Annotated in this window: 22 protein-coding genes and 1 other RNA gene; 6 read left to right on the forward strand and 17 right to left on the reverse strand. The window is 60.9% G+C overall.

Annotated elements, in window-relative coordinates:
• Positions 1-71 precede the first annotated feature (71 nt).
• The 16 genes from ftsA to rsmI form a co-directional block, all read right to left on the reverse strand.
• Positions 72-1334: a cell division protein FtsA gene (gene ftsA / locus Q1V60_RS01605; RefSeq protein ID WP_137199717.1), complete on the reverse strand. Its 1263-nt coding sequence runs from the start codon at positions 1332-1334 to the stop codon at positions 72-74.
• A gap of 15 nt (positions 1335-1349) precedes the next feature.
• The gene (locus Q1V60_RS01610) at positions 1350-2219 is read right to left on the reverse strand and encodes a cell division protein FtsQ/DivIB (RefSeq protein WP_065885829.1); all 870 of its coding nucleotides are present in this window, start codon (positions 2217-2219) and stop codon (positions 1350-1352) included.
• A 4-nt stretch (positions 2220-2223) separates the two neighbouring features.
• Complete coding sequence (locus Q1V60_RS01615; RefSeq protein WP_300626916.1) at positions 2224-3180, reverse strand: D-alanine--D-alanine ligase; 957 nt, start codon at positions 3178-3180, stop codon at positions 2224-2226.
• Positions 3177-4622 carry a UDP-N-acetylmuramate--L-alanine ligase gene (murC, locus tag Q1V60_RS01620; protein ID WP_300626917.1) on the reverse strand — a complete coding sequence of 482 codons (1446 nt, stop codon included), beginning with the start codon at positions 4620-4622 and terminating at the stop codon, positions 3177-3179. Before murC ends, Q1V60_RS01615 begins: the two co-directional genes overlap by 4 nt.
• The gene (gene murG, locus Q1V60_RS01625) at positions 4615-5685 is read right to left on the reverse strand and encodes an undecaprenyldiphospho-muramoylpentapeptide beta-N-acetylglucosaminyltransferase (RefSeq protein ID WP_300626918.1); all 1071 of its coding nucleotides are present in this window, start codon (positions 5683-5685) and stop codon (positions 4615-4617) included. Before murG ends, murC begins: the two co-directional genes overlap by 8 nt.
• Complete coding sequence (ftsW, locus tag Q1V60_RS01630) at positions 5675-6886, reverse strand: putative lipid II flippase FtsW (RefSeq protein ID WP_300626932.1); 1212 nt, start codon at positions 6884-6886, stop codon at positions 5675-5677. Before ftsW ends, murG begins: the two co-directional genes overlap by 11 nt.
• 8 nt (positions 6887-6894) lie before the next feature.
• Positions 6895-8241, reverse strand: a complete 1347-nt coding sequence (gene murD, locus Q1V60_RS01635; RefSeq protein WP_300626919.1) for a UDP-N-acetylmuramoyl-L-alanine--D-glutamate ligase — start codon at positions 8239-8241, stop codon at positions 6895-6897.
• 6 nt (positions 8242-8247) lie between these two features.
• Positions 8248-9330 carry a phospho-N-acetylmuramoyl-pentapeptide-transferase gene (gene mraY / locus Q1V60_RS01640; RefSeq protein ID WP_057724619.1) on the reverse strand — a complete coding sequence of 361 codons (1083 nt, stop codon included), beginning with the start codon at positions 9328-9330 and terminating at the stop codon, positions 8248-8250.
• Entirely contained in the window at positions 9330-10700 is a 1371-nt protein-coding gene (murF, locus tag Q1V60_RS01645) for a UDP-N-acetylmuramoyl-tripeptide--D-alanyl-D-alanine ligase (protein WP_300626920.1), read from the reverse strand. The genes mraY and murF overlap by 1 nt, the downstream gene beginning before the upstream one ends.
• Positions 10693-12156, reverse strand: a complete 1464-nt coding sequence (locus Q1V60_RS01650; RefSeq protein WP_300626921.1) for a UDP-N-acetylmuramoyl-L-alanyl-D-glutamate--2,6-diaminopimelate ligase — start codon at positions 12154-12156, stop codon at positions 10693-10695. Before Q1V60_RS01650 ends, murF begins: the two co-directional genes overlap by 8 nt.
• On the reverse strand, positions 12156-13898 hold the full coding sequence (locus Q1V60_RS01655; RefSeq protein WP_300626933.1) for a penicillin-binding protein 2: 1743 nt from the start codon (positions 13896-13898) through the stop codon (positions 12156-12158). Before Q1V60_RS01655 ends, Q1V60_RS01650 begins: the two co-directional genes overlap by 1 nt.
• Complete coding sequence (ftsL, locus tag Q1V60_RS01660; protein WP_124361353.1) at positions 13898-14191, reverse strand: cell division protein FtsL; 294 nt, start codon at positions 14189-14191, stop codon at positions 13898-13900. The genes Q1V60_RS01655 and ftsL overlap by 1 nt, the downstream gene beginning before the upstream one ends.
• Entirely contained in the window at positions 14188-15129 is a 942-nt protein-coding gene (gene rsmH, locus Q1V60_RS01665; protein WP_124388924.1) for a 16S rRNA (cytosine(1402)-N(4))-methyltransferase RsmH, read from the reverse strand. Before rsmH ends, ftsL begins: the two co-directional genes overlap by 4 nt.
• A 2-nt stretch (positions 15130-15131) precedes the next feature.
• A complete protein-coding gene (mraZ, locus tag Q1V60_RS01670) occupies positions 15132-15587 on the reverse strand; it encodes a division/cell wall cluster transcriptional repressor MraZ (RefSeq protein WP_004371993.1) in 456 nt (151 codons plus the stop codon).
• 354 nt (positions 15588-15941) lie between these two features.
• An RNA gene (gene rnpB / locus Q1V60_RS01675) (RNase P RNA component class A) lies at positions 15942-16295 on the reverse strand.
• 96 nt (positions 16296-16391) lie between these two features.
• Positions 16392-17297, reverse strand: a complete 906-nt coding sequence (gene rsmI, locus Q1V60_RS01680; RefSeq protein WP_300626922.1) for a 16S rRNA (cytidine(1402)-2'-O)-methyltransferase — start codon at positions 17295-17297, stop codon at positions 16392-16394.
• Between the two features lie 176 nt (positions 17298-17473).
• Between rsmI and Q1V60_RS01685 the strand changes: the two genes are divergently transcribed.
• The 4 genes from Q1V60_RS01685 to Q1V60_RS01700 all read left to right on the forward strand — a co-directional run bounded on the left by Q1V60_RS01685 (position 17474) and on the right by Q1V60_RS01700 (position 20920).
• Positions 17474-19285 carry a penicillin-binding protein activator gene (locus Q1V60_RS01685; RefSeq protein ID WP_300626923.1) on the forward strand — a complete coding sequence of 604 codons (1812 nt, stop codon included), beginning with the start codon at positions 17474-17476 and terminating at the stop codon, positions 19283-19285.
• Positions 19285-19656 carry a YraN family protein gene (locus Q1V60_RS01690; protein ID WP_300626924.1) on the forward strand — a complete coding sequence of 124 codons (372 nt, stop codon included), beginning with the start codon at positions 19285-19287 and terminating at the stop codon, positions 19654-19656. The genes Q1V60_RS01685 and Q1V60_RS01690 overlap by 1 nt, the downstream gene beginning before the upstream one ends.
• 92 nt (positions 19657-19748) lie before the next feature.
• Complete coding sequence (locus tag Q1V60_RS01695; RefSeq protein ID WP_003216190.1) at positions 19749-20342, forward strand: phosphoheptose isomerase; 594 nt, start codon at positions 19749-19751, stop codon at positions 20340-20342.
• A complete protein-coding gene (locus Q1V60_RS01700; protein WP_057724611.1) occupies positions 20339-20920 on the forward strand; it encodes a BON domain-containing protein in 582 nt (193 codons plus the stop codon). The genes Q1V60_RS01695 and Q1V60_RS01700 overlap by 4 nt, the downstream gene beginning before the upstream one ends.
• Positions 20921-20988: 68 nt before the next feature.
• Here Q1V60_RS01700 and Q1V60_RS01705 read toward each other — a convergent pair whose 3' ends face one another.
• Entirely contained in the window at positions 20989-21762 is a 774-nt protein-coding gene (locus Q1V60_RS01705; protein ID WP_300626925.1) for an OmpA family protein, read from the reverse strand.
• A gap of 520 nt (positions 21763-22282) precedes the next feature.
• Here Q1V60_RS01705 and Q1V60_RS01710 point away from each other — a divergent pair.
• Both Q1V60_RS01710 and Q1V60_RS01715 read left to right on the forward strand, forming a co-directional pair.
• A complete protein-coding gene (locus tag Q1V60_RS01710) occupies positions 22283-22726 on the forward strand; it encodes a pyridoxal-dependent decarboxylase (protein ID WP_300626926.1) in 444 nt (147 codons plus the stop codon).
• A gap of 48 nt (positions 22727-22774) precedes the next feature.
• Positions 22775-23986, forward strand: coding sequence for an MFS transporter (locus Q1V60_RS01715; RefSeq protein WP_300626927.1), 1212 nt, complete (start codon positions 22775-22777; stop codon positions 23984-23986).
• Positions 23987-24222: the final 236 nt, after the last annotated feature.

The following is a 24222-nucleotide window of genomic DNA, read 5'->3' on the forward strand; positions in this document are numbered from 1 at the left end:
CCTCTCCTTTCGTTTTCTCTAGTTTTTTCGCCTACTGCTTATTACGGGTGTTGCGGTGTCGCGGTAAATCTTTAGAAATTGCCTTTTACCCAAGCCTGCAGCCGCTCGAACAACGGCGCTTTCGCCTCGTCATCGCTGCGGTAGCTGTCGCGGATACTCGGGCCCGACAGGGAAATGCCGTCGGTCTGCTTTTGCAGCCCGTACAACAGCAAGCCCACACCGGTGGAATAAATCGGGTTGCGCACCACATCGCCCAGGCCTTTGACGCCATGGGGCACGCCCAGGCGCACCGGCATGTGGAAGATCTCTTCGGCCAGTTCGACCGCGCCTTCCATCTTCGAGGTGCCACCGGTCAGCACGATGCCGGCCGGGATCAAATCTTCGTAGCCGCTGCGGCGCAGCTCAGCCTGGATCAAGGTGAACAGCTCGTCGTAACGCGGCTCGACCACTTCGGCCAGGGCCTGGCGCGACAGTTCGCGCGGTGGACGGTCGCCGACGCTTGGCACCTTGATGGTTTCACCGGCACCAGCCAGCTTGGCCAGGGCGCACGCGTAGCGGATCTTGATTTCTTCGGCGTACTGGGTCGGTGTACGCAACGCCATGGCGATATCGTTGGTGACCTGGTCGCCGGCAATCGGGATCACGGCGGTGTGACGAATCGCCCCCTCGGTGAAGATCGCGATGTCGGTGGTACCGCCGCCGATGTCCACCAGGCACACACCCAGTTCTTTTTCGTCGTCGGTGAGCACCGAATACGCCGAAGCCAGCTGCTCGAGAATGATGTCGTCGATTTCCAGGCCGCAGCGACGCACGCATTTTTCGATGTTCTGTGCGGCGTTGACGGCGCAGGTCACCACGTGGACCTTGGCTTCCAGACGCACGCCCGACATGCCCAGCGGCTCGCGAACGCCTTCCTGATTATCGATCACGTAGTCCTGCGGCAAGGTGTGCAGTACGCGCTGGTCAGCCGGGATCGCCACGGCCTGGGCGGCGTCAAGCACGCGCTCGAGATCGGCCGAGCTGACTTCACGATCGCGGATCGCCACGATGCCGTGGGAGTTCAGGCTGCGGATATGGTTGCCGGCCACGCCGACGAACGCCGAGTGAATCCGGCAACCGGCCATCAGCTGCGCTTCTTCGATGGCGCGCTGGATCGATTGCACGGTGGACTCGATGTTCACCACCACGCCCTTCTTCAGGCCCCGGGACGGATGCGTGCCAATACCGACGATTTCGATAGTGCCGTCCTCACCGACCTCGCCCACCAACGCCACCACCTTGGAGGTGCCGATATCGAGACCGACGATCATTTTGCCGCTTTGCACGTTTGCCATGGGTCCTGCCTCTTCTTAATTCTTCGCGACAGCGGGTTGTGCTGCCGTGGGCGCCGCCGGTACACGCCAACCGACGGCCAGGCCGTTGGCGTAACGCAGGTCGACGCTTGCAATGTTCGTAATCTGTTCTTTCAAGGTTTTTTCATAGATGGCAATAAAGCGGCGCATCTTTTCCACCAAGCGGTCGCGTCCCAGCAACAACTCGATGCCCGGGCCGGAACTGCCTGCCCCGGTCGTCAGAAACCAGCTGCCCCGCTCACGCAACTCCAGGCGTGCAATGGAGAAGCCCAGTGGCCGCAGCATCTGGCTCAAGGCCTGGTACTGCTGCATCACTTGCTGTTGCGCCCGCTGCGGCCCGAACAACTGCGGCAGGTGCTCATAGTTCGCGACTTCACGCGGCGCAAACGCCTGCCCCTGGTTGTTCAACAGCGCACCATCGCCCCAACGGGCCACGGGCAGTTGCTCTTCCAGACGGATCGTCACCTGGTCCGGCCATACGCGGCGGACTTCGGCGTGGGCGATCCATGGCATCTGTTCCAGCTCGGCACGCATGCCGGCCAGGTCGATGGTGAAGAAGCTCGCCGCCAGGAACGGGCTGATGCGTTGCTGTACCGCTTGCTGGCTGATGTAGCTCAAGTCGCCCTGCACGCTGATTTTGGTGATCGGCCGGTCGGCATACGGCAACAGACGCTGCGCGCCTTCGTAGGTGCCGAAGCCCAGCACCACCAGCAACACCGGCCAGAACAGCGCCTTGATGAAGCCAAAATTGGCTTTGGGCAGGCGCGCCGACATCGGCTCTTTGGCCACCATGCGGCTTGCACCCCGTGGCACCGGCTTGCGGCTCGGTGCTTGTGGGGGCTGATGACGAAGCGATGCGCCTTTCATGTGCTTAGCCTCTTGGCTCAATGCTGTCGGCCAGAATCGCCAGCACCAACTGCTGGAAATCCAGGCCGGCGGCGCGGGCGGCCATAGGTACCAGGCTGTGGTCGGTCATCCCCGGTGTGGTGTTGACTTCCAGAAACCAGAAATTCCCTTGGTCATCCTGCATCACGTCTGCCCGCGCCCAACCGGCAATACCCAGCGCCTCACAGGCTTTCGCCGTGAGATCCATCAATTGCTGTTCCTTGGCTGCGTCAAGACCGCATGGAATCCGGTACTGGGTATCGGAAGCCACGTACTTGGCGTCGTAATCGTAAAAAGTGTGGGGCGTGCCCAATGCGATAGGCGGCAATACCTGGCCACGCAGGGTGGCGATGGTGAACTCGGGACCCTGGATCCACTGTTCCACCATCACTTGCGAATCGTAGGTACTTGCCGCTTTCCATGCGTCGATCAATTCGGCGGCCGAGTTCACTTTGGCCATGCCGATACTGGAGCCTTCATGGGCAGGTTTGACGATCAAAGGCAGGCCCAGTTCCTTGGTCGCAGAAATACAATCGTCTTCGCTGCACAGCACGGCGTGACGTGGGGTCGGAATACCCAGGCTGTGCCACACCTGCTTGGTGCGCAACTTGTCCATCGCCAGCGCCGACGCGAGGATGCCGCTGCCGGTGTAAGGAATCCCGGCGCACTCGAGCAAGCCCTGCATGCTGCCGTCTTCACCGCCACGGCCGTGGAGAATGATGAAGGCGCGGTCAATTTTTTCGGCCTGCAGACGGGCGAGGAAATCATCACCCACGTCGATGCCGAACGCGTTCACACCGGCGCTTTGCAGCGCTTCAAGCACGGCGTTGCCGGACTTGAGCGACACCTCGCGCTCGGCACTCTTGCCACCGAACAGCACCGCGACGCGGCCGAAGTCGGCAGGCGTGACCGTGGAGAACAGGGAGGCGTAGTCAGTGATCATTTCGACGCCCCCTTCTCGGCCGCAAACAACGGGCTGGCCAGCAATTTAGGCGCAAGACCACCGATGTCACCGGCACCCTGGCACAGCAGGATGTCGCCGGCACGCAGTAACGGCTTGACGATCGGCGCCAGGTCCACGCCGCGCTCGATGTAGATCGGGTCCAACTGCCCGCGCTGGCGGATGCTGTTGCACAGCTTGCGGCTGTCGGCGCCCGGAATCGGTTCTTCACCGGCCGGGTAAACCTCCATCAGCAGCAGCACGTTGGCATCGGCCAATACATTGACGAAGTCGTCGTACAGATCGCGGGTACGGCTGTAGCGGTGCGGCTGGTAGACCATCACCAGACGGCGCTCCGGCCAGCCACCGCGCACGGCCTTGATCACGGCGGCGACTTCGGTCGGGTGGTGGCCATAATCGTCCACCAGCATCACGTCACCGCCTTCAACCGGCAGTTGGCCGTAGACCTGGAAGCGTCGGCCGACACCGGCAAAGCGCGACAGGCCTTCAACGATGGCTTCATCGCTGACGCCCTCATCGGTGGCGATGCAGATGGTCGCCAGGGAGTTCAGCACGTTGTGGTTGCCCGGCATGTTGACCGAAACATCCAGCGGCTCGCGGTCGGGGCGCAGCACGGTGAAGAAGGTTTGCATGCCTGCCTGGCGCACATTGATGGCGCGCACGTCGGCGTCTTCGCTGAAGCCGTAGGTCACGGTCGGACGCTTGACCTGCGGCAGAATCTCGCGCACTACCGGGTCGTCCAGGCACACCACGGCCAACCCGTAGAACGGCAGGTTGTGCAGAAAGTCGACGAAGGTTTTCTTCAACTTGTTGAAGTCACCGTCGTAGGTCGCCATGTGATCTTCGTCGATGTTGGTGACGACGGCGACCAGCGGTTGCAGGTGCAGGAAGCTCGCATCGCTTTCATCGGCTTCGGCGATCAGGTAGCGGCTGGTGCCGAGCTGGGCATTGGTGCCGGCTGCATTCAGGCGGCCACCGATAACGAAGGTCGGGTCCAGGCCACCGGCGGCGAACACCGAGGCGATCAGGCTGGTGGTGGTGGTCTTGCCATGAGTACCGGCAACGGCGATGCCGTGGCGATAGCGCATCAGCTCGGCGAGCATTTCGGCACGCGGCACCACGGGAATACGGCGCTCGAGGGCGGTGGCCACTTCCGGGTTGGAGGTATTCACAGCACTGGATACCACCAGCACATCAGCCTCGGCGGCGTTCTCGGCGCGGTGGCCGATGAAAATCTGTGCGCCAAAGGACTTCAGGCGCTCGGTGACCGGCGACTCTTTCAAGTCAGAGCCGGACACCTGGTAGCCCAGGTTCAGCAATACTTCGGCAATCCCGCACATGCCCACGCCGCCGATACCGACAAAGTGGATGCGACGGATGCGGCGCATTTCCGGTTGCGGCATGGCTTTCTGATTCTCAACCATGGGCCACCTCCAGGCAGATATCGACCACGGTGCGGGTTGCGTCAGGTTTGGCCAGGCGGCTTGCGGTGCTCGCCATGCTGTTGAGTCGTTCCGGTTGCATCAAAACCTCGGTCAGGCGTGCGGCCAAATCGGCGGCGCCAGTCGTTCTTTGCGGCAGCAGGAAGGCAGCGCCCTCCCCGGCCAAATATTCGGCGTTGCGGGTCTGGTGATCGTCGATCGCATGGGGCAGAGGCACCAGCAACGACGGCAGACCGGCGGCGGCCAGTTCACTGACGGTCAGCGCACCAGCGCGACAGACCACCAGGTCGGCCCAGCCATAGGCTTGGGCCATGTCTTTGATGAAGGGCTGCACATTTGCCTCCACACCGGCCTCGCGATAGCGCGTGGCGGTGACTTCATCGTGATGCTTGCCGGCCTGGTGGAAGATCTCCGGGCGCAGGTCTTCAGGAAGTTGCGCCACCGCTTCCGGCAATAATTTGTTCAACGGCTCGGCGCCCAGGCTTCCACCGAGGATCAGCAGATGTGCCTTGCGCCCGGCCAGCGCCTCACGGGCAATGCCCATGAACAGTTCGGTGCGCACCGGGTTACCGGTGGTGCGGCGTTTGCCCGACGCGGCAAAGGTGTTCGGGAACGCTTCGCACACCCGCGCGGCCAGGGGCACCAGCAAGCGGTTGGCGGTACCGGCGACGGCGTTCTGTTCGTGCACGATCACCGGTACGCCAGCGAGTTTTGCCGCCACGCCGCCAGGGCCGGTCACGTAACCGCCAAAGCCGAGCACACACACGGGCTGCAATTGACGGATGATTTTACGCGCCTGCAAGACCGCCTTGAGCAACACGAACGGCGCCTTGAGCAACGACAATTTGCTCTTGCCACGCAAGCCGGTGACGTTGATCAGGTGCAGCGGCAAACCGGCATTGGGTACCAGCTCGTTCTCGATGCCACGCGGCGTGCCCAGCCAGTGCACGGTGTAGCCGCGGTTCTGGAATTCGCGCGCGCAAGCCAGGGCCGGGAACACGTGCCCGCCAGTGCCGCCGGCCATGATCAGCACGTTAGCGCCCATGGGTCGGCTCCTCGGCGAAGTCGCTTTCGCTGAACTCCATCTCTTCGCTGCCCAGGTGGGTGCGACTCTCCCACTCGATACGCAGCAACAAGCCAAGACAGGCGCAGCAAATCACCAACGAACTGCCGCCGTAACTGAGAAACGGCAAGGTCAGGCCCTTGGTCGGCAGCAGCCCGACGTTCACCCCGATATTGATCAGGAATTGGCCGATCCACAGGAACGCCAGTCCATAAGCAACGTAAGCGGCAAAGAACTGCTTGGCTTTCTCGGCCCACAGACCGATGTACATGGCACGTACACACACAAATACAAACAGCGCGACAGTGCACAGCGAACCGACCACACCGAGCTCTTCGGCAAGCACCGAGAACACGAAGTCGGTGTGCGCTTCCGGCAGGTAGAACTGCTTTTGCACACTGTTGCCCAAGCCCACGCCCAGCCACTCGCCGCGACCAAAGGCGATCAGCGCCTGGGTCAGCTGGTAGCCGGAGCCGAACTGGTCGGACCACGGGTCGGTAAAGGTAATCAGCCGCGCCATCCGGTAGGGTTGCGCCTGCACCAACACGGTCACGGCCGCCACCGCCAGTACCACCATCAAGGTGAAACGGAACAGGCCGACGCCGCCGAGGAACAGCATCGCCGCGGCTGCGCCCATCATCACCACGGTGGCACCGAAGTCGGGCTCCATCAGCAGCAGGCCGGCCATAGGTAGCAACACGATGAACGGCTTGAAGAAGCCCATCCAACTTTCGCGCACTTCTTTCTGACGGCGTACCAGGTAGCCGGCCAGGTAAATCACCACGAACACCTTGGCGATTTCCGACGGTTGTACGTTGAACGCACCGAAGCCGATCCAGCGCATCGAACCGTTCACCTCGCGCCCGATGCCCGGCAAGATCACCATGATCAGCAGGCCGAACGCCCCGATCAGCATCAGCCAACCCAGGCGCTGCCAAGTGGCGATCGGGATCATCATGGTGACGATGCACGCGCCGAGGCCGATCACCAGGTACACCAGGTGGCGGATCATCATGTACAGGGTGTTGCCCGACTGCACGGCGGCCACTTCGGAGGACGCCGAGGTGATCATCACCAGGCCCAGTCCGAGCAGCGCCAGGCAACCGGCGAGCATTGGGAAATCAAGGTCGATACCGCGCCCGGTAATGATCGGCGACGGGTAGGGCTTGATGATATTTCTCAGGTTGAGGCTCATGCCAAAGCCTCCACGGCGCGAGCGAACAGCTGGCCGCGCTCTTCATAGTTCTTGAACATGTCGAAACTGGCGCAGGCCGGCGACAGCAGCACCGCATCACCGGGCTGGGCCAGGGCTTTGCAATGGGCAATCGCGTCATCCAGGGAAGTGGCGCGCACTTTCGGCACGGTGTCACCCAGGGCGGCGGCGATCAGGTCCGAATCGCGGCCCATCAGCACCACGGCGCGGCAATGCGCAGCCACCGGGCCTTTGAGGTCCTTGAAGTCGGCGCCCTTGCCGTCGCCGCCGGCGATCAGCACCAGCTTGCCGTCGATGTCGGCACCAAGGCCTTCAATGGCGGCCAGGGCAGCACCGACGTTGGTGGCCTTGGAATCGTTGTAGTAGCTGACGCCACCCAGGTCGCGCACCCACTGGCAGCGATGCTCGAGGCCGGCGAAGGTGCGCAGGCTCGCAAGCATGGCGTCGAACGGCAGGCCAACCGCGTGGCCCAGCGCCAAGGCTGCCAGGGCATTGGCTTGGTTATGGGCGCCACGGATTTTCAGTTCGCGCACCGGCATCAGGTTCTGGAATTCGAAGGCCAGGTATTTCTCGCCGTTCTCTTCGCGAATACCGAAGGCCTTGAAATCGGGTTTGCCCAGGCCGAAGGTCCAGCACGGCAGGCCATCGCCGATCAGCGGACGGCTCAAGGCGTCCTGACGGTTGACCACCACTTGCCTGGCGCCACGGAAAATCCGGTGCTTGGCCAAGTGATAGGCCGGCAGGCCGCTGTAGCGGTCCATATGGTCTTCGCTGACGTTCAACACGGTGGCCACTTCGGCACCGAGGTCGTGGGTGGTTTCCAGCTGGAAGCTGGACAATTCCATCACGTATAGCTCGACGTCGTCGCTGAGCAGGTCCAGCGCAGGCATCCCCAGATTACCGCCCACCGCCACGCGCTTGCCGGCCGCCATCGCCATCTCGCCGACCAGGGTGGTCACGGTGCTTTTCGCATTGGAGCCGCTGATGGCCACGATCGGGGCCTTGGCGTTCCGCGCAAACAGGTCGATATCGCCGGACAGCTTCACGCCACGCGCCGCTGCAGCTTGCAGGGCCGGTGTCGCCAGCGCCAGGCCAGGGCTCACGTAAAGCTCATCGGCGCGGCATAGAAATTCGACATCCAGTTCGCCACAACGCACTTCCACGTGCGGGTAGTCACGGCGCAGCGTGACCAGCTCCGGTGGATTTTCCCGCGTGTCGGCCACGGCAAACGACGTGCCCCGGTTCGCCAGGAAGCGAACCAGGGACATGCCGCTCTTGCCGAGGCCGACAACGATGCGGAAGTGGTCTGAAGCGATCAGGGACACTCGTTTCTACCTCAGTTTCAGGGTGGCAAGGCCGACCAGTACCAGAATCACGGTGATGATCCAGAAACGGACGATCACGCGTGGCTCGGGCCAGCCCTTGAGTTCAAAGTGGTGGTGAATCGGCGCCATGCGAAATACACGGCGACCGGTCAATTTGAAGGAAGCCACCTGGATGACCACCGACAGGGTTTCCATCACGAACACACCGCCCATGATGAACAGCACGATTTCCTGGCGCACGATCACCGCGATGGTGCCCAGGGCCGCGCCGAGCGCCAGTGCGCCGACGTCGCCCATGAAAACTTGCGCCGGGTAGGTGTTGAACCACAGGAACCCCAGGCCGGCGCCGATCAGCGCGCCGCAGAACACGATCAACTCACCCGCGCCCGGCACATAGGGAATCAGCAGGTATTCGGCGAACTTCACGTTACCCGACAGGTAGCAGAAGATGCCGAGCGCGCCGCCCACCATCACCGTCGGCATGATCGCCAGGCCGTCGAGGCCGTCGGTCAGGTTCACCGCGTTGCTGGAGCCCACGATAACGAAATAGGTCAGCACCACGAAGCCGATGCCCAGTGGAATGCTGGCGTCCTTGAGCATCGGGATGATCAAGGTGGTTTCCACGGCGCTTGGCGCGGTGGTGTACAGGAAGATCGCCGCCGCAAGGCCGAATACCGACTGCCAGAAATACTTCCAGCGGCTTGGCAGGCCCTTGGAGTTTTTCTCGATCACTTTGCGGTAGTCATCAACCCAGCCGATGGCGCCGAACAGCAGGGTGACGAGCAGCACCACCCACACGTAGCGGTTATGCAGGTCAGCCCAGAGCAAGGTGCTGACACCGATGGACGACAGGATCAACGCGCCGCCCATGGTCGGGGTACCGGATTTGGACAGGTGCGACTGCGGGCCGTCATTGCGAACCGATTGACCAATTTGCAGGTTCTGCAGGGTGCGGATCATCCACGGCCCCAGAAACAGCGACAAACACAGCGCGGTCAGTACACCCAGAATCCCGCGCAGGGTCAGGTACTGAAAGACCGCGAAGCCTTTGTGGAACTGTTGCAGATACTCAGCCAGCAGCAGCAGCATTAATGTTTCTCCGTACTTGAGCCACACAAGGCTGCGACGACGTTTTCCATCACCGCGCTGCGCGATCCCTTGATCAAAATGGTTGTGTGTGTGTCGTGTTCAGCCGCAGCCAGCGCCTGGATCAATTCGACTTGGGTCGCGAAATGCCGCGCGCCGGGGCCGAAGGCGTCTACCGCGTGAGCCATGTTCGGGCCGACAGCGTAAAGAGCATCGACTTTACCGGCGGCATAAGCGCCGACTTCGCGGTGGCCTTGTTCAGCCCAGTCGCCCAATTCGCCGATATCGCCGAGTACCAGCACTTTGCGTCCGTCAAAGCCTGTGAGCAGGTCCACAGCGGCGTTAATGGAAGAAGGGTTGGCGTTGTAGGTGTCATCGATCACGCGCATGCCGTTACTGGCCAATTGCGCCACGGTACGGCCTTTGACCGGCTGCACCGCGCCCAGGCCCGTGGCGATGCCGAACAGCGACACGCCCAGGGCATGTGCGGCAGCGGCGGCGGCCAGGGCGTTGGCGACGTTATGGTTGCCCAGCAGGTTCAGCTGCACATGTTCATTGCCTTGCGGGGTATGCAAGGTGAAGGACGGGCAACCACGAGCGTCGACGGTGACGTTGGAGGCATGGAAATCGGCTGTGGCGTTCAGCACGGCGAACGTCAGCACCTTGCGACCGGCAGCGCGCGCATGCCAAGTCTCGAAAGCCTTGTCATCAAGATTCAGTACAGCGGTGCCCGAAGCGTCAAGGCCTTCAAGAATTTCACCCTTGGCCTCGACGATTTTTTCCGGGCCGCCGAACTCACCGACGTGGGCGGTACCGGCGTTGTTGATAATCGCGACGTGGGGCTTGGTCAGCGCCACGGTGTAGGCAATCTCGCCGACGCGTGAAGCGCCCAATTCGATTACCGCCGCGGTGTGTTCCGGGGCCAGTTCGAGCAGGGTCAGCGGTGCGCCGAAATCATTATTCAGGTTGCCACGAGTGGCGAGTACCGGCCCACGCGTGCGCAGTACGCCGGCCAACAGCTCTTTGACAGTGGTCTTGCCGCTGGAGCCAGTGATGGCGGCTACCGGCTTATCGAAAGCGGCGCGGTTCAACGCGCCCAACTGGCCCAGGGCCAAGCGGGTATCGGCTACCAGCAACTGCGGCAAGGTGGCGTGCGCTACTTCGCGCTGCACCAGGGCACCCACGGCGCCTTTGGCGGCGACTTCGTTCAGGTAGTCGTGACCATCGAAACGCGGGCCTGCAAGTGCGACGAACAACTGGCCCGGCTTGATGTTGCGGCTGTCGATGCTGACGCCGTCGAATGTGCAATCGCTCGACAGCACGCGGGCCGACAACGCCTGGGTCAGTTCGCTGAATGTCATCGCCTTAAGCATGGGCAACCTCCCAGGCGGTCAAGGCGTGATCGGCCTCGACCAGATCGGAGAAGGCATGGCGCTCGCCGTTGATTTCCTGGTAATCCTCATGCCCTTTGCCGGCCAGCACCACCACGTCATCCGCGCTGGCGCTGGCGATCAATTGGGCAATGGCTGCGCCGCGACCGGCCACGAAGGCAGCCTTGGACACGTCTTTGAAGCCTGCGCGGATGTCGTCGAAAATCTGGCTCGGGTCTTCAGTGCGCGGGTTGTCATCGGTCACGAGCACGCCATCGGCCAGACGCTCGACAATCTCGGCCATCAGCGGGCGCTTGCCGCGATCACGATCGCCGCCGCAGCCGAACAGGCACAAGAGCTTGCCCTTGGCATGAGGACGCAGGGCCTCGAGAACTTTTTCCAGCGCGTCAGGGGTGTGGGCGTAATCGACCACCACCAGCGGCTGCTTGCCGCCACCCAGGCGCTGCATGCGGCCTGCCGGGCCTTCCAGCTTGGGCAGCACTTTGAGGATTTCGTCGAGTGCGTAATCCAGACCAAGCAATGCACCGATGGCAGCCAGGACGTTGCTCAGGTTGAAACGCCCCAGCAAGGTGCTGCGCAGGTGGTGTTCGCCTTGGGGCGTCACCAACGTGGCGCGAACGCCCTCGTCGCTGAAGTGGGCTTCGCGGCAATACAGATACGCGCTGGAATCCTGCAGGCTGTAACTGATCAGGCGCGACTCGCCGTCTTGCGCAGCCAGCTCACGACCGAATTCATCGTCCAGGTTCACTACGCGGCATTTCAGATCATTCCAGGCAAACAGCTTGGCCTTGGCCGCCGCGTATGCCTGCATGCTGCCGTGGTAATCGAGGTGATCGCGGGACAAGTTGGTCATCACCGCCACATCAAACGCCAATGCAGTAACGCGCCCCTGATCGAGACCATGGGAGGAGACTTCCATGGCAACCGCCTTGGCACCGGCCTTTTTCAGGTCGGCCAGGGTCGCCTGTACGGCGATCGGGTTCGGCGTGGTGTGCAGGCCGCTTCGCAGTGCGCCATAGAAGCCGGTGCCCAGGGTGCCGACGATGCCGCAATGCTGGCCGAGCAGGTCCAGCGCCTGGGCAACCAATTGAGTCACGCTGGTCTTGCCATTGGTGCCGGTCACGCCCACCAGATTGAGGTGGCGGCTTGGCTCGCCATAGAAACGCCCGGCAATATCGGACAGCTGAGCGGCCAGGTTCTTGACCGGAATCAACGGCACATCGGTGATCGGCAGCACGGTTGCGCCGTCCACTTCATAGGCCACGGCGGCAGCGCCACGTTGCAGGGCATCGGCGATATGCGCACGGCCGTCGAACTTGCCGCCGGGCACCGCCAGGAACAGGTCACCGGCACGCACATTGCGGCTGTCCAGGCTCAACTCGCGAATCAGCAGATCGCGGCCGGCATGGGCAAAAATCTTGTTCAGGCTAAGAGACATCAGCCGCGCCCTCCATTGGCTTTTACGGCAGCGGCCGGTGGTACGGCGTTCGCTTGCTGGGTCGGCGGAAGATTGTCCGGCGTGATGTTCATCAGGCGCAGGGTGCCGGACATCACTTTGCTGAACACTGGCGCCGACACCAGGCCACCGAAGTAACCGGCCTTGCTCGGCTCATCGATCACCACGACGATGGCGTAGCGCGGGTCGCTCATCGGGCCGAAACCGGCGAACAGCGAGCGATAGGAGTTTTCGGCATACCCCTTGGTGCCCACCGAAGTCTTACGCGCGGTACCGGACTTGCCGGCCACGTGATAGGCCGGCACCTGGGCGCGGAATACGCCACGCGGTGCCTCAATCACCTGTTGCAGCATGCCTTGCATGGTCTTGGCGACTTTCTCCGGGAGCACCTGGGTGGCTTTCGGCGCTTCGTCGACGTGGATCAGACTCAGCGGAACCATCCGGCCATTGTTGGCCAATACAGAGAAAGCATGGGCCAGTTGGATCGCGGTTACCGACAGGCCGTAGCCGTACGACAGCGTGGCGGTCTCGGCTTTTTTCCAGTCGCGATAGTTCGGCAGATTGCCTACGCGCTCACCCGGGAAATCGAGCCCGGTGGGTTGGCCCAGGCCGATTTTTTGCGCCAGGTGGTAGATGGTCTCGCCACCGATATCGAAAGCAACCTTACTCATACCCACGTTACTGGAGTTGATCAGGATGCCTGTCAGGTCCAGCACCGGGCCCTCGGTGCGGGACACGTCACGAATGGTGTATTTGCCCAACTGCAGAGTGCCTGGATACACCTCGACCTTGTCGCTGGGCTTCCAGCGCCCGGTTTCCAGGGCGGCACTCATGGAGATGGCTTTCATGGTCGAACCCGGTTCGAACACGTCGATCATCGCTCGGTTGCGCATCATCGCCGGTTGCAGGTTACGACGGTTGTTCGGGTTGTAGGTCGGCTGGTTGACCATGGCAAGGATCTCGCCGGTCTTCACGTCCATGATCACCAGGCTGCCGGCTTTGGCGCCGTTCTCGATGATCGCGTTACGCAGTTCACGGTTGGCCAGGTATTGCAGACGCAAGTCAATCGACAACGCCAAGGGCTTGCCGGCCTTGGCGTTTTTGGTGACCTGTACATCCTTGATCAGCCTGCCGCGTCGATCCTTGATGACCTGGCGCTTGCCGGGAACGCCGGCCAGCCACTCGTCGTAGGCCAGCTCGACGCCTTCGCGGCCATGATCATCGATATCGGTAAAACCGACCATATGCGCGGTGGTTTCACCGGCCGGATAGAAACGACGAAATTCCTCGATGCCGTAGACACCAGGAATCTTGAGGTCGAGTACTTGCTGACCCTGCTCAGGCGTGAGCCCGCGAACCAGATAGATGAATTCTTTATTGGCCTGGGCTTCCAGACGCTCGGTCAGTGCTTTGCGGTCTTGCCCCAGCGCGGCGGCGAGTTCGGGCCATTTGTCCTTGGCAACCTGCAGCTCCTTGGCGTTGGCCCACAGGGTGGTCACCGGGGTACTCACGGCCAGAGGCTCACCGTTACGGTCGGTAATCAAGCCGCGATGCGCGGGAATCGGGATATGCCGCAAGCTACGGGCATCGCCCTGGCCGATCAGGAAGTCGCGGTCGACGACCTGGAGGTCGAATATGCGCCAGACGATCGCGCCCACCATCAATGCCAGCAAGCCGAGCATCAGGCGGAAGCGCCATGGGTAAAGTGCGCCTTCAAGCTTCATCATGGCGCCACCATGCGAACGTCGGCCGCGCCCGGGATGTGCATTTTCAATTGCTCGGTGGCCAGCACTTCGATACGGCTATGGGCCGTCCAGGTGCTTTGTTCCAGGATCAACCGGCCCCACTCCGCCTGCGCCTTATCGCGCACGCTCAACTCCCCGTACAGGGTATTGAGCAGCTGACGATTCCAATGCGCGCTGTAAGACACCGCAATCGCGGACACCAGCACGCCGATAAACAGCAGCAACATAAAGAAGCTGCCGCCCGGCAGGGGTTTGGCGAAAAGCTTGCTCACCGCAACTTCTCCGCAACGCGCATGACCGCGCTGCGCGAACGTGGGTTGGCCTTGAGTTCGGCTTCGGAGGCGAACTGCGCTTTGCCATGGATTTTGATTTTCGGCACGAACGCTTCGAAACGCACCGGCAGGTTGCGCGGCAGGTTGTCGGACTCGCCCTTGACCAGACGGCGCATGAACAGTTTGACGATGCGGTCTTCCAGGGAGTGGAAGCTGATCACCACCAGGCGACCGCCCACTTCCAAAGCATCCAGAGCGGCTTCGAGGCCGGCTTCCAGATCGCCCAATTCGTTGTTGACGTGAATGCGCAGGCCCTGGAACGCGCGGGTCGCCGGGTTCTTGCCCTTCTCCCACGCAGGGTTGGCGACCTTCAGCACTTCGGCCAGGTCAGCGGTGCGTTCGAACGGCTGGATCTCGCGGCGCTCAACCACGGCACGCGCCATGCGGCCGGCGAAGCGTTCTTCGCCGTATTCCTTGAATACGCGGGCAATTTCTTCCACTGGTGCGGTGGCGATGAACTGGGCAGCGCTGACACCACGGGTGGGGTCCATGCGCATGTCGAGGGGGCCGTCGTTCATAAAGCTGAAGCCGCGCTCCGGGTCATCGAGCTGCGGCGAAGACACGCCCAGGTCGAGCAGGACCCCGGCCACCTTGCCCGCCATGCCGCGCTCGGCGACTTCTGCCCCCAGCTCGGCAAAGCTGCGCTGCACAACGACAAAGCGGCCGTCTTCGGCCGCTAGCGCTTGCCCGGTGGCAATCGCTTGAGGGTCTTTGTCGAACCCGAGGAGCTTACCGTTGGGCCCGAGCTGGCTGAGTATCAACCGACTGTGCCCGCCCCTGCCGAAGGTGCCATCCAAATAGCAGCCATCCGCGCGTACGGCGAGAGCCTCAACGGCTTCGTCAAGCAGTACGGTGATGTGGTTAAAGCCGCTATCAATAGTCACAGGATCAAATCACGCAGTTCATCAGGCATGGCGCCCGGTTGTTGAATAGCAGCCAGGTCAGCTGCAGAAACAGCATCCCAGGCATCTTCGTCCCACAATTGGAACTTGTTCAGTTGGCCTACCAGCATTGCGCGCTTGTCGAGCCTGGCGTATTCGCGCAAACGCGGAGGCACCAGGAAACGACCGCTGCCATCGAGCTCAAGGTCGACGGCATTACCGATCAGCAAACGCTGGAGGCGGCGGTTTTCTTCACGCAATGAAGGCAGCGCGCGCAATTTGGTTTCAATCAACTCCCACTCGTCGAGGGGGTAAACACACAAACAAGGGTCAACGGCGTCAATCGTGATGATCAACTGCCCTGAACTTCGCGAAATGAGCTCGTCACGATACCGGCTCGGCATGGCGAGACGGCCTTTTGCATCGAGACTGATAGCGTTAGCTCCGCGAAACACAGATGCGTTTCTCCAAATTTTAGCGTTTTACGTTCAAAAAACCCACTTTGTGCCACTTTCCGCCACTTGCGCACACTATAGGAATGCGCCCACCACACCGTCAAGGCGCGGATACAAGGAAAAGCCTTACAGAACGGAGATTTACGAGCGTAACGGGAGGAGAAACTCAACTTCAGCGTTGTTTTTGACTCAATAAGCGCAAATAGCTCAGAGAGCTATGGCTCAAAGTTAAAGTGATTTATTAAGAGTAAGATTTTTTTGGTATTACGAAGACGCATCTGCCAATGATTTGGCAGGGAGGGATTCTTGCGTTGCTACCGGTTTTGCGCCCGTGGTTCGGGCGAAAGGAAAAAGGTGGAGAGTCGATCTGTAAGCCGGGTTCTGTCTTGAACAGTCATTCGTCTACGATGGCCATCACTGGACATCTTTAGCAACCTACCCGGTCCCAGCGCGGGCCACGCCTTGGGACCCTATTTGGTCTTGCTCCAAGTGGGGTTTACCTAGCCACGAACTGTTGCCAGTCGCGCGGTGCGCTCTTACCGCACCTTTTCACCCTTACCGGCACCGAAGTGCTTAGGCGGTTATTTTCTGTGGCACTTTCCGTAGGCTCACGCCCCCCAGGCATTACCTGGCACTTCGCCCTATGGAGCCCGGACTTTCCTCCCCCCCCTAATTTTCATAGAGGGCAGCGACTGTCCAATCGACTCTCCGCCGCGCAGGTTAACGGCACGACGGCCTCAGGACAAGTATTAAAAGTGCAGCATTGCCATCACGTTCGGACGAAACACCGGCCTGGCCCCGGAACTATTCGGCTTTCTGTTTATCGAGCGCGGCTTGATACAACACATTCTTGCGCACCCCGGTAATTTCCGCCGCAAGGGCAGCGGCGCGTTTGAGCGGCATTTCCTTGAGCAGCAGATCGAGGACGCGCATGGCTTCGCTACCGACCGCATCTTCATCCTCTGGAGCCGTCCAGCCGGCCACCAGCACTACGCACTCTCCGCGCTGCTGATTGCTGTCGCCTTCGACAAACCCACGCAACTCCTCCAGCGGCAGGCCCTTGAGGGTTTCAAAGGTTTTGGTCAACTCGCGAGCCAGCAACGCCAGGCGCGCGCCGCCGAAGACCAGCTCCATATCCTGCAGACACTCCAGGATGCGGTGCGGCGCTTCGTAGAAAATCAGGGTGCGCGGCTCTTCCTTCAGCGCCTGAAGACGCGCGCGCCGACCTACCGTCTTGGCGGGCAGGAAGCCTTCGAAGATAAAGCGGTCCGACGGCAAGCCGGCTGCAGATAATGCAGCAATCAACGCGCACGCTCCCGGAACAGGCACTACATTGATACCAGCGGCGCGCGCCTGGCGGACCAGATGGTACCCAGGGTCGGAAATCAGCGGTGTGCCCGCGTCGGAGATCAGTGCAACATCATCACCTGCCAGCAAGCGGGTGATGAAACGGCTGCCCTCCTCGCGCTCATTGTGTTCATGGCAGGCCGCCAGCGGCGTACTGATGCCAAAATGCTGCATCAACCGTTGGGAGTGCCGCGTGTCTTCCGCCGCGATCAATTTAACCTCGCGTAACACCTTCAATGCCCGAGCACTGATGTCGTCCAGGTTGCCAATGGGCGTCGCCACGACAAAAAGCGAGCCTGCAGTGGAATTCAAAGGACCTGGAGCAGTCAAAACGCACACCTCGATGGTTGGCAAAAGCCACATTGTAGCGCGTCAACGCTCTGAAAATATGCCGTCAAGGCGGATGTCGTTTCAGCCACCTTCAGTGAATCGCAACAATTGCACGACCTAAATCCACCGTTTCACGCCACGAACATCGCGCCTGGGCCAGTGCTTGGGTACACTTCAACGCTAATTTGATCGGTATCAGGAACACTTACATGATCGCTTGCCTGCGGCTGCTCTCCGCCCTCTGCCTCGCTGCCTTGCTGGCCGCTTGCGCCAGCTCGCCCTCGTCCAGCCTTGGCGACCTGCCACGTACGCCCGACGCCAGTATCGAGCAATTGCTCGAACAAGCCACCTCCGCCAAAACGCCCGAAAAGGCGGCATTGCTGCGCCTGAGTGCGGCTGATCTGGCGTACCAGCAGAACAATCCTGGCCGCTCCTCGCAGATTCTTGCGCAAGTGCCCCTGAATGTTCTGAAACCGGCCGCGCAAATATTTGCCAGCACCCTGGCCGCCGAACTGGCGATGGCCCGCAACCAGCCCAAAGCGGCATTGACGGCGCTGGACCACCCCAGCCTGCAAAGCCTGAAGGAGCTGCCGGCCGATCAACAGATCCGTACCGGCACCGTGCATGCTCGAGCCTATGAGGCCGACGGCCAGACCCTGGCTGCGGCTCGGGAGCGTGTCGCCATGGCGCCTCTGCTCACCGGTGATGCCGCCAACAGCAACCACGAAGCGATCTGGGTGCTGATTGCCGCACTCCCGTCCGAGCAGCTGCAAGCCACCGGCAACTCGACGCTGGACGGCTGGATCACCCTGGCCCAAGCGGTCAAGGGCGCCGGCACGCTGGAGCAGCAACAAACCGCCATCGATACCTGGCGCGCGCAAAACCCGGGGCATCCGGCAGCCGTGCAGTTACCGACGCCACTGACCAAACTCAAGGAACTGGCCAGCCAACCCCTGACCAAGATCGCCCTGCTGCTGCCGCAGGAAGGCGCCCTGGCGTCGGTCGGCAAGGCGTTGCGTGAAGGCTTCATGGCCGCTCACTACCAGGCCGAACAGGCCGGGCAGAAGCCACCTGTGATTGAGTTTTACGACAGCTCGCGCCTGACCTCCATCGACGACTTCTACGCCAAGGCCCAGGCTGCCGGCGTGCAACTGGTGGTTGGCCCGCTGGAAAAGCCGCTGGTCAAACAGCTCAGCGCACGCCCGCAATTGCCGATCACTACCCTGGCCCTGAACTATAGCGAGGCCGATCAAGGGCCTGCTCAGTTGTTCCAGTTCGGCCTGGCGGCTGAAGACGAAGCCCGCGAAGTGTCGCGCCGCGCCCGTGCCGACGGCCTGCATCGCGCCGCCGCCATGGTGCCCCGTGGCGAATGGGGCGAACGTGTCTACAAAGCTTTCCGTCAGGATTGGGAAGCCAATGGCGGCACCGTCATGGGGGTCGAGTATGTCGATCAGCCTGTGGCACTGGCCCAGCAGATCGCAGACCTGTTCCAGTTGCGCAAAAGCGAAGGCCGCGCCAAGAGCCTGCAAAGCGCCGTCGGTACCGACGTTGCCGCCCAGCCTTCGCGTCGCCAGGACATCGAGTTCATCTTCCTGGCCGTCACCCCGCAACTGGCCCAGCAGATCAAGCCCACCCTGAACTTCCAATACGCCGGTGATGTGCCTGTTTACGCGACGTCCCACGTATTCAGCGCCAGTGGCGACCGCAACCAGTACCTGGACATGACCAACGTGATGTTTTGCGAAACCCCTTGGTTGCTTAACACCACCGACCCGCTGCGCAATCAGGTCGCCGCGCAATGGCCGCAAGCCAATGGCAGCCTGGGCCGCCTGTACGCGATGGGCGTCGATGCCTATCGCCTGGCGCCACGCCTGGGCCAGCTCAAGGCGCTGCCAGACACCCGTGTCGACGGCCTTTCAGGCAACCTGGGCATCAGCGCCAACCAGCGTGTTGATCGCCAGATGCCTTGGGCGAAGTTCGTGGGTGGCGAGATCCAGCGCCTGCCGGATACCCCGCGCTGATGCCCGAGCGGTCCCGTGCACAAAGCGGCAAGGATGCCGAACTCCACGCTCTGAGCTATCTGCAACAACAGGGTCTGCGCCTTCTGGCGCAGAACTGGTTATGTAAACGCGGAGAGCTTGATCTGGTCATGCTTGACGGCGATACAGTAGTATTCGTCGAAGTCCGCTACAGAAAACACGCACAATGGGGTGGCGCGCTCGCCAGTATCGACGGGCGCAAGCGTCAGAAGCTGATACTCGCTGCGCAGTATTTCCTGATAAAAGAGCATCGCTGGGCCGACAGCCCCTGCCGTTTCGATGTGGTTGCCATAGAAAGCACACCGTCGGGCCCTGCTGATCTGAATTGGCTCAAAGATGCCTTCGACAGCTGATACACCCGGCACCTTCACCACACACTTTTGCTCTTTGCTTTGCGGGCTGCACATTTCTGTGCCAAACAGCCGCGCTAATTAAGGTCACACAGATGGACATGCAATCCCGAATTCGCCAGCTTTTCCAGGCCAGCATCGACACCAAGCAACAGGCGATGGACGTACTTGCACCGCACATCGAGCAAGCCAGTCAGGTCATGGTCAACGCATTGCTCAACGAAGGCAAAATGCTTTCGTGCGGTAACGGCGGCTCGGCCGGTGACGCCCAGCATTTTTCCTCCGAGCTGCTCAACCGCTTCGAGCGCGAACGCCCGAGCCTGCCGGCGATCGCCCTGACCACCGACACGTCGACGATCACCTCGATCGCCAACGACTACAGCTATAACGAAATCTTCTCCAAACAGATCCGCGCCCTCGGCCAGCCGGGCGATGTGCTGCTGGCGATTTCCACCAGTGGCAACTCGGCGAACATCATTCAAGCGATCCAGGCCGCACATGATCGCGAAATGATTGTCGTAGCATTGACCGGGCGCGATGGCGGCGGCATGGCTTCGTTGCTGTTGCCTGAGGACGTGGAGATTCGCGTCCCGGCCAATGTCACTGCACGCATTCAAGAAGTCCACCTGCTGGCGATCCACTGCCTGTGCGATCTGATCGACAGCCAATTGTTCGGGAGTGAAGAATGACCGTTAACCGCCTCAGCCTTTTGGCCATCACGCTGTGCCTCGCCATCAGCGGCTGCAGCACGGCAATCACCGCTACACGGGACACCCCCATCCAGGACGACCGGGGCACACGCACCTTCGGCAGCACCATTGATGACTCGCTGATCGAAACCAAGGTCAAGGTCAACGTCGCCAAAGCGGCGACAGACTTGGGCAATGGCGCATCACGCATTGTGGTAACCAGCTTCAATGGCGTCGTACTGCTGGCCGGGCAAACCCCGCGCGAGGACCTCAAGGCCCAGGCTGAACAGGCTGCTTCGGCGGTGCAGCGGGTCAAGAAGGTGCACAACGAATTGCAGGTCATGGACCCGATCACGCTGCTGGCCATCAGCAACGATGCCCTGCTGACCACCAAGATCAAGGCACAGATGCTCACCGACAGTGCCGTTCCAGGCTCGCGTATCAAGATCGTCACCGACAACGGCATCGTCTACATGATGGGCCTGCTGACCCAGGCTGAAGCCACTCGCGCAGCCAACCTGGTGCAGGGCGTGTCCGGCGTACAGAAAATCGTGAAGGTGTTCGAATACATCGACTGATGTAACCGTCAGCCACAAAAAAGGGCGCCGTGCATTGACTGCACGGCGCCCTTTTTCGTGGCGATTGTTTACTGGTACTGCGAGTACGGGTTGCCCTGGAACTGATTGTTCTGTTGCGGCGCCTGCTGCTGAGCACCCGGCTGGCCGTATTGCTGGCCTGGGATCGGGCCAAGGTTCACTTCTACGCGACGGTTCTGGGCACGGCCATTGACGTCACCGTTACTGGCAATCGGATTATCCGGGCCGGCACCGCGAGCGCTCAGGTTGGCGGCACTGACGCCTTGGGAGGTCAGGTAGTTGGCCACGCTCTGCGCACGGCGCTGGGAAAGGTCCATGTTCAACTGGCGGCTGCCGGTGCTGTCGGTGTAGCCAACGATCTGGATGGTGTTCTGGTTGAACTGCTTGAGGGAGCTGGCCAGGTTGTTCAGCGGCGTATAGAAGCTGCTGGAGATTGCGTCGGAGTTGGTGGCGAAGGTTATATTGCCGGGCATGATCAATTTGATCTGATCACCCTGGCGCTGCACTTCAACCCCGGTATTGGCCATGCTTTCGCGCAGCTTTTTCTCTTGCTGGTCGGCGTAATAGCCATAGCCGGCAGCGCCGGCACCCGCAACGACTGCGCCAATCAGCGCGCCCTTGCCACGGTTGTTATGGTCGATGGCCGCACCGGCCAATGCCCCGGCCAGCGCGCCGAGGCCGCCGTACTTGGCGGTCTTGTTCATGCCGCTTTCGGAACCATTGCCGGCCTGTCCCTGGCTGCCGTCATAAGGATTAGGTGAAGCGCAGCCGGACAGCAGGGCTACGGCGGTGGCGACAACAAGCAGACGACGCGGAGTGAACATGAAGGAAGCTCCTACTTTTGCATTCTGTGATGCAGAGGACATGGGCAATGGACCTGTGCGGGGTTTGGAACACGACAAGCGGTAAAAATTCCGCGTGCGCCGCCCTTGCAGCGATAAAAACGCCAGCCACTCTGAGTTCTGCGTTAACCGTAGCAGACACCGGCTGAACACGAGCCGGCGTTTTGCTGCAACGCTTGTCAGACACAGCTGCCGGCGATCAACCGCTTGACGCCTGAAGACATCGAACCCGGGGTGTGTTTAAAAAGGGCTAATGTTTAGTTCATAAATTTTGGCCCTATGGCTTTCGTTTAACCGGCCTCGGTTCCGGGGCCGCCAATAGCAGACGGACATGTCTTCCCCGCCCGCTTTTAACCATTTAATTCATAGTGTCAGGTCTGTCACTCGGGGGGTCACCCACACGTTTCTATCGTTATGTTTGCGTCGCGCCCATACCGCGACAGTAACTTGAGTTCCTTAATGGATCTGCTATAGATGTCGAGCTTCCAAAAGACGTATGGAAATGTCGACGATCCGAACGTGGAAGGGCAATTACCCGGCTTTCATGAACCGTGGCGTCGAACAGTCTCGACGTTATCGCGCACTGCCGTTGTGGATGACATTGATAGCCTATGGCAAGGCCGGGTACAGGGAACTGATTGAGCGCCATTGCGGTTATGCCCAGCGTATCGCTTCATGGGTTGATGAGAGTCCCTGCTTTCAACTTTTATGTGAAGTCAGATTGAATCTCCTGGTCTTTCGTTATTTCAAAGCCGGTTGCTCCGCCACCACGTTGGCTGAACTCAATAAACAGGTGCTGAGCAATCTCAACAGCAGTGGCGAACTGTATATCACCCCTACGACATACAAAGGTGAGTACGCGTTGCGTTTATCCATCAGTAATTGGATGACCCAAGAGGAAGATATTGATCGGGTGACCGCTGCGTTAAAACGCGCTGCCGATTGATTTCCCCTCTGACTTATTAAACTTTCGATTCCACAAGGAAAGAAGCCCATGTCTTCACAATCGTCCGCGAGCCACGCGACTGGCAACGGGCTGTTCGGCCTGTTTTGCCTGGGCAGCTATTTACTCTCCCTGTCGTACGGCACTACGTTTCTATTGGCCATGAAGCTCAGGGAAAGTGGCGGCGGCGAGTCCGACGCCGGTACGATTATCTCGGTTGCTATGCTCAGCACGTTCCTGGCAGTCATATTTTCAGGCCACTTGACCGATCTGATCGGCGCTCCCAAAGCCATTGCGGCGGGTGCCGTGTTGCTGGCAGCGGCTTGCCTGGGCTTCGCAACCGTGCCTGCTTTCGGAGTAGCGCTGTTGGCCAGCGGCTTGATCCTGGGTTTTGGGTGGGGCGTGTTCTACACCCTTGGCCCGATCATTGTGGCGATGATCATAGAACCTGCCCGGCGCGTGAAGTATTTTGCGTTGCTGTCGGGCAGCATGATGAGCGGCATAGGCACGGGCCCTTTGGTGGGGCGAGCCGCCGAGGCGCTGGGCCATCCCGTGGAGTCGGCGTTTGTAGTGGCCGCTATCGCCAGCCTGGCAGGGGGGCTGGTGTTTTTCCTGCTCGGGCCGAACATCAAGCAACAACAAGCGCGACTTGGGCCGGTGACTGTGTGCAAGATCAGCGCCCGGGCAGCGCAGGCAGTGCTGGGTTCCAAGGCAGTATTTGCCATCATCATGGTCAGCCTCGGCGGCGCGATCTTCGGCGGGCTCTCAAGTTTCCAGACCTCCTATGCCGCGCTTAACCATCTCGATTACTCGCTGTTCTTCCTGGGCTTCATGAGCGCGGCGATCTCCTGTCGCCTGCTGGTCGCGGGGTACATCGTCAAGCGCGATCCCTACCTGATGTCCAGCCTGTTGAGTGCACTCATGGTGGTTTCGGTATTGATGTTCACCTTCTTCGTACACTCGTCGGCGGCATATTTGCTGGCCGCCATTGTGCTCGGGGTAGGTTATGGTCTGACTTACTCTGTGATAAACGGGCTGGCAGCCAATGAAGCACCCGCCGGCCAAACCGCGCAGTCATTGGTTTTATTCAGTCTCTCCTACTTTGTCGGCGTGTTCGGGTTTCCGTTGTTGGCCGGCAAAGTAATCGTCAACCATGGCATGTCGACGTTGCTCTATATCATCCTGGTTGTCGCCTTGTGCAACTGGTCTATTACATTGGCGCGTCTTGTATGGCGACGAACAATGCTCGCCGCGACGGCGTAACCGCCGTCGCTACACTCAATGCCGACGCAGCATTGCCGCCCCTTTAAGACGGGGCCGGCAATCAGACTTGCGTCCTGGCGATAAGCACTGTCGCAGACAGCAGAGATAAAAACAGGCACTCACTTATCGAGCGCGGCACACGGCGCGGGCTCATCAAAGCCGAAGAGCTTTGGCTCGAGCAAGCGCGAGGCCGATTTTGTTGTGAGATACGCACAACGTTTTCTACCCGCAAGGAG

It is taken from the genome of Pseudomonas sp. (assembly GCF_030147005.1).
GTDB lineage: Bacteria > Pseudomonadota > Gammaproteobacteria > Pseudomonadales > Pseudomonadaceae > Aquipseudomonas.

What these genes read in the sequence shown, in the direction of transcription:
- ftsA (WP_137199717.1), bottom strand. Translation starts at nt 1,334, where the DNA reads ATGGCAAACGTGCAAAGCGGCAAAATGATCGTCGGTCTCGATATCGGC.
- Q1V60_RS01610 (WP_065885829.1), bottom strand. Translation starts at nt 2,219, where the DNA reads ATGAAAGGCGCATCGCTTCGTCATCAGCCCCCACAAGCACCGAGCCGC.
- Q1V60_RS01615 (WP_300626916.1), bottom strand. Translation starts at nt 3,180, where the DNA reads ATGATCACTGACTACGCCTCCCTGTTCTCCACGGTCACGCCTGCCGAC.
- murC (WP_300626917.1), bottom strand. Translation starts at nt 4,622, where the DNA reads ATGGTTGAGAATCAGAAAGCCATGCCGCAACCGGAAATGCGCCGCATC.
- murG (WP_300626918.1), bottom strand. Translation starts at nt 5,685, where the DNA reads ATGGGCGCTAACGTGCTGATCATGGCCGGCGGCACTGGCGGGCACGTG.
- mraY (WP_057724619.1), bottom strand. Translation starts at nt 9,330, where the DNA reads ATGCTGCTGCTGCTGGCTGAGTATCTGCAACAGTTCCACAAAGGCTTC.
- murF (WP_300626920.1), bottom strand. Translation starts at nt 10,700, where the DNA reads ATGCTTAAGGCGATGACATTCAGCGAACTGACCCAGGCGTTGTCGGCC.
- Q1V60_RS01650 (WP_300626921.1), bottom strand. Translation starts at nt 12,156, where the DNA reads ATGTCTCTTAGCCTGAACAAGATTTTTGCCCATGCCGGCCGCGATCTG.
- Q1V60_RS01655 (WP_300626933.1), bottom strand. Translation starts at nt 13,898, where the DNA reads ATGAAGCTTGAAGGCGCACTTTACCCATGGCGCTTCCGCCTGATGCTC.
- rsmI (WP_300626922.1), bottom strand. Translation starts at nt 17,297, where the DNA reads ATGTGGCTTTTGCCAACCATCGAGGTGTGCGTTTTGACTGCTCCAGGT.
- Q1V60_RS01685 (WP_300626923.1), top strand. Translation starts at nt 17,474, where the DNA reads ATGATCGCTTGCCTGCGGCTGCTCTCCGCCCTCTGCCTCGCTGCCTTG.
- Q1V60_RS01690 (WP_300626924.1), top strand. Translation starts at nt 19,285, where the DNA reads ATGCCCGAGCGGTCCCGTGCACAAAGCGGCAAGGATGCCGAACTCCAC.
- Q1V60_RS01695 (WP_003216190.1), top strand. Translation starts at nt 19,749, where the DNA reads ATGGACATGCAATCCCGAATTCGCCAGCTTTTCCAGGCCAGCATCGAC.
- Q1V60_RS01700 (WP_057724611.1), top strand. Translation starts at nt 20,339, where the DNA reads ATGACCGTTAACCGCCTCAGCCTTTTGGCCATCACGCTGTGCCTCGCC.
- Q1V60_RS01705 (WP_300626925.1), bottom strand. Translation starts at nt 21,762, where the DNA reads ATGTTCACTCCGCGTCGTCTGCTTGTTGTCGCCACCGCCGTAGCCCTG.
- Q1V60_RS01710 (WP_300626926.1), top strand. Translation starts at nt 22,283, where the DNA reads ATGTCGACGATCCGAACGTGGAAGGGCAATTACCCGGCTTTCATGAAC.
- Q1V60_RS01715 (WP_300626927.1), top strand. Translation starts at nt 22,775, where the DNA reads ATGTCTTCACAATCGTCCGCGAGCCACGCGACTGGCAACGGGCTGTTC.